Origin of the sequence: Rathayibacter sp. AY1D1, assembly GCF_002932635.1 — a bacterium.
Classification (GTDB): domain Bacteria; phylum Actinomycetota; class Actinomycetes; order Actinomycetales; family Microbacteriaceae; genus Rathayibacter.
On the sequence record NZ_PSVY01000060.1, the window covers coordinates 1 to 3,522 of the forward strand.

Sequence of the window (3,522 nt, forward strand, 5' to 3'; positions counted from 1 at the left end):
GGGATGCAGAGCCAGTTGCGCCGGATCGCCGAGCGCGACGTCGACCTCTCAGGTCTGGCACGCAACGGGTGGGCGCTGGCACACACCGCCACGATCCCCGGCCCCGAGGGCGTCATGTTCGTGGACACCCTCACCCGCACCGAATCCTGACCCGCACCACCACCGAGGAGCAAACGCCATGTCCGACACCATCACCACCAGCCCCGCGGCCGAGGAGCCGACCCTCTGGGGCGCGGTGGCCGAGTTCGCGTCCGTGTTCTCCCACGGAGAAACCGCCGACGAGCTGGCCGTACGACTCAGCTGCGCCGAGGTCGACGCGCTGGCCGGACTCCTGCGAGCATTCGGACGAGATGAGGCCGCGGACCTGTGGATCGCGGAGCACGCGAGCGACGACGACGAAGGCGACGCCCACACCCCGGAAGGAACCCACCGATGAGCGAGCAGCAGCAGACCACGCCCGACCCGGCGGCGACCTACCAGGCGGCCGTCGCGGCCTTCGCGGCCACGCTCTCCGACCCGGCCGTCACGGAAGCGATCGCTCCGACGCTGCCGTGCTGGCGCGCGACGGGCATCATCGACCTCCTCACCCAGGCCGGACACACCGACGCCGCCGAGAAGTGGGCCGAGCTGCACGCCTGGTCCCCGGTCAACGACGAGCACGACCCGCACCGCGGCGACCGGTGGGACGACTGATGCTCACCGTCTACTCGAAGCCGTCATTCGTGCAGTGCACCATGACCTACCGGGTGCTCGAGAAGAAGGGCATCGAGTACACCACCGTCGACATCACCACCAACCCCGCAGCGCTCGCGTACGTCACGGAGGAGCTGGGCTACTCCGCCGCCCCCGTGGTTGTCGCGAGCGACCAGGACCACTGGTCGGGCTTTCGCCCCGACCTCATCGAGAAGCACGCCGCATGACCGGCCCGAACGTCACTGGCGACGACTACCGGGCCGGGTACCTCGCCGGACAGGCCGACCGGCAAGGCGAAGTCGACTGGCTGGAGAACGAGGCCGACCGGCTGTACCGCCTCGCCTACGGCGACGAGCGCCGCGTTCCCGCCCTCACCGTCACGCGCGCCGAGCTCGGACAGCGCAGAGCGCTGTCCGAGCCGCCCGTGGAAGTCACCCGCCGCGACGCTCTGGCGTCCTGGGGCATCGAGACACCCCCCACCGACACACCCGCGGCCGCGGCCGCGAACGAGAACCCGTCGACGTCGACGGGACCCACCAACCGCACGAGCAGGAGTCTCAATGAGGACGTCAAGGCGGCCTAGTCCCGCTTCGAGCCGTTGACGCGGGAAGTCGACGGTCAGAAGGGGTCCTGCTAGTTCTCAAGGCTCGCGGAGAGAGTGGACGTCGTTCCGGGTGGGCGGTAATCGCCGGCGAGGTGGATGAGATTTCGGGTGCGCGTCCAGCCGTGCTCGCGGGTCTCGGCGTTGCTGTGGGTCTCCACGAACAGCTCGAAGTCTCGCTCGCCCTTTGTGTCGTGCACCCAGGCGAGAACTTCCTCGACCGAGCTGGCATCCGTGATCCGCTGCGGGTCATGCGTCACCGCCAGCTCGTCGTCGGTGCCGGTCCAGAAGCAGACCCAGTAGATCAGCGGCTCCTCGCGCTGTGCATCAAAGAACGATTCGTTCCATTCGGCTCGCATCGGCCCTCCCCTTGTCGAGCTTGACGATAGCGCTGCCCACGCTACGGCGTCCGAAGAGGCATCGCCCTCCAGCCCGCGGTGGCACCGCCATCGGCGGCTCACTGCGGCTGCGAACGTTCAGAGTCCCTCTGCATAGCGCTCCTTCCGAAGTCGAGCTCGCCTACGCAACGCGACTCGGAGGTGCTTGGGTGAAGGTGCGGTTGTCGCGCAGCAGGGCCCAGAGCACGCTGACGCGTCGTCGGGATAGGGCGAGGAGTGCCTGCGTGTGCTTGTACCCTTCGCCGCGTTTCTTGAGGTAGAAGTCGCGGTTGGGTCCTTCGCGGATGACCGAAGTTTGCGCTGAGAGGTAGAGCGAGCGGCGCAGCTGTCGGTTGTACCGCTTGGGACGGTGCATGTTCCCGGTTCGACGTCCGGAGTCTCGCGGAACGGGTATCAGCCCAGCTGCTGCGGCGAGGTGGCCGTCGTCGGCGTAGTTGTCGAGTGGCCCGGCTGCTGCGAGGAACTCGGCCCCGAGGATCGGACCCATCCCGGGCATCGACTCGACGATCTCGGCCTGCGGGTGCGCGCGGAATATCGTGGTGATCTGGTTCTTCAGCGCTCGGAGGCGAGTGTCGAGGGCGAGGATCTGCGTTGCAAGGTCGGCGATGATCTGCGCCGCGATTCTCTCGTTGCCGATCTGCGTCTGCTGCCCGCTCGCGGCCTCGAGAGCAGCCTCCGCGACCGAGGGAGCACCCTGCACGCCTCGGCGGCTCAGCCACTTCGTCAGGCGCGCCTGCCCCATCCGGCGAAGCGCGATTGGAGTCTGATAGCCGGTGAGGAGGACGAGCGCGCCCTTGTGTTTGGCGTAGTCGAATGCTCGGTCGAGGCGGGGGAAGATGCCAGTCAGCACGTCACGGAGCCGGTTGAGCATGCGGACGCGGTCGGCGACAAGATCGCCGCGGTGGGCGATCAGGAGCTTGAGGTCGGCGATGATCTCGACCGGCATCCTGATCGGGGTCAGGTCGTGGCGGTGCCGTGCTGTTTCGGCGATCACGTAGGCGTCCCGGGCGTCCGTCTTCGCTTCGCCCCGGTACGCGCCGGCCATCCGGTTCACGATCCGTCCGGGGACGTACAACGCGGACTGGCCGTGGCTTGCGAGCAGGGCGAGGAGCAGCGCAGATGTCGTGCCGACGATGTCGACTGCCCAGGTGAAGTTCTCGCCGAGGGCGAGCACTTCGGCGATCGAATCGAGGATCTCGCCTTCGTCGTTGCTCACTTTCTTCGTCCAGAGCATGGCGCCCTGGTCGTCGATCGCTGTCACCCAGTGATGCGCCTTGCCTGCATCGATGCCCACCCAGACGTGAGCTCGTTGATCGTTCAACTCGTCCTCCTCGGTTCTGATCTACCTCGTGTAGGCCCGAGGAGCACCCAACCGTCATCTCCGTAAACAGCGACCGAAACGCACATCTCAATTAGCGGCCAGGGGCACCCCAGGGGACCGGACGGCCACTCCTGCTGAGCCACACGATCGGCGACGACAGATAAGCCACATTCGGCCCCCTCGGGCCACCACCAAACTTACGGAGACGACAGATGAGCACCAGGACCATCACCGGCAACCTCGCCGCCGACCCCGAGGCCGTGCAGGCGGGCCGCGTGCAGATCGTGAAGCTGCGCGTCATCGAGAACACCGGCGAATACCGCGCGGGGGAGTGGACCCCGCACGACGCCCCGACCACGCACTACGTCGAAGCGAAGTTCGAACTCGGCGAGCACGTGCTCGCCTCCCTCCACAAGGGAGACGCCGTGATCGTCGTCGGCTACGAGCGCACCGTCGCCTGGGGCGAAGGCGAGAACCGCCGCACCGGCCGCGTCCTCGAAGCCGACGCC

At 67.5% G+C, this 3,522-nt stretch carries 6 protein-coding genes and 1 pseudogene; 5 read left to right on the forward strand and 2 right to left on the reverse strand.

All coding sequences use genetic code 11. The features are described from left to right. The first annotated feature begins 178 nt into the window (after nucleotides 1-178). The 4 genes from C5C56_RS17265 to C5C56_RS17280 are packed head-to-tail and all read left to right on the forward strand — an operon-like array spanning nucleotide 179 to nucleotide 1,276. Nucleotides 179-436 (forward strand): hypothetical protein, encoded by a 258-nt coding sequence (locus C5C56_RS17265; RefSeq protein WP_219813609.1) that lies wholly within the window; start codon nucleotides 179-181, stop codon nucleotides 434-436. After that, a complete protein-coding gene (locus C5C56_RS17270; protein ID WP_104256091.1) occupies nucleotides 433-693 on the forward strand; it encodes a hypothetical protein in 261 nt (86 codons plus the stop codon). Before C5C56_RS17265 ends, C5C56_RS17270 begins: the two co-directional genes overlap by 4 nt. After that, nucleotides 690-920, forward strand: coding sequence for a glutaredoxin-like protein NrdH (nrdH, locus tag C5C56_RS17275; protein ID WP_104320011.1), 231 nt, complete (start codon nucleotides 690-692; stop codon nucleotides 918-920). Before C5C56_RS17270 ends, nrdH begins: the two co-directional genes overlap by 4 nt. Continuing rightward, a complete protein-coding gene (locus tag C5C56_RS17280) occupies nucleotides 917-1,276 on the forward strand; it encodes a hypothetical protein (protein ID WP_104320008.1) in 360 nt (119 codons plus the stop codon). Before nrdH ends, C5C56_RS17280 begins: the two co-directional genes overlap by 4 nt. A 50-nt stretch (nucleotides 1,277-1,326) precedes the next feature. Here the strand turns inward: C5C56_RS17280 and C5C56_RS17285 are convergent, their stop codons facing one another. Both C5C56_RS17285 and C5C56_RS17290 read right to left on the reverse strand, forming a co-directional pair. Then, nucleotides 1,327-1,653, reverse strand: a complete 327-nt coding sequence (locus C5C56_RS17285; RefSeq protein ID WP_104320009.1) for a hypothetical protein — start codon at nucleotides 1,651-1,653, stop codon at nucleotides 1,327-1,329. Between the two features lie 160 nt (nucleotides 1,654-1,813). Continuing rightward, nucleotides 1,814-3,013, reverse strand: a complete 1,200-nt coding sequence (locus tag C5C56_RS17290) for an IS110 family transposase (protein WP_104320010.1) — start codon at nucleotides 3,011-3,013, stop codon at nucleotides 1,814-1,816. Nucleotides 3,014-3,225: 212 nt separating this feature from the next. On the opposite strand from C5C56_RS17290, the pseudogene C5C56_RS17295 reads away from it, so the two are divergent. Beyond that, nucleotides 3,226-3,522: pseudogene (locus tag C5C56_RS17295) on the forward strand (single-stranded DNA-binding protein); the annotation flags it as partial.

Coding starts and splice junctions, on each gene's coding strand:
- C5C56_RS17265 (WP_219813609.1), top strand. CDS start 179: ATGTCCGACACCATCACCACCAGCCCCGCGGCCGAGGAGCCGACCCTC.
- C5C56_RS17270 (WP_104256091.1), top strand. CDS start 433: ATGAGCGAGCAGCAGCAGACCACGCCCGACCCGGCGGCGACCTACCAG.
- C5C56_RS17280 (WP_104320008.1), top strand. CDS start 917: ATGACCGGCCCGAACGTCACTGGCGACGACTACCGGGCCGGGTACCTC.
- C5C56_RS17285 (WP_104320009.1), bottom strand. CDS start 1,653: ATGCGAGCCGAATGGAACGAATCGTTCTTTGATGCACAGCGCGAGGAG.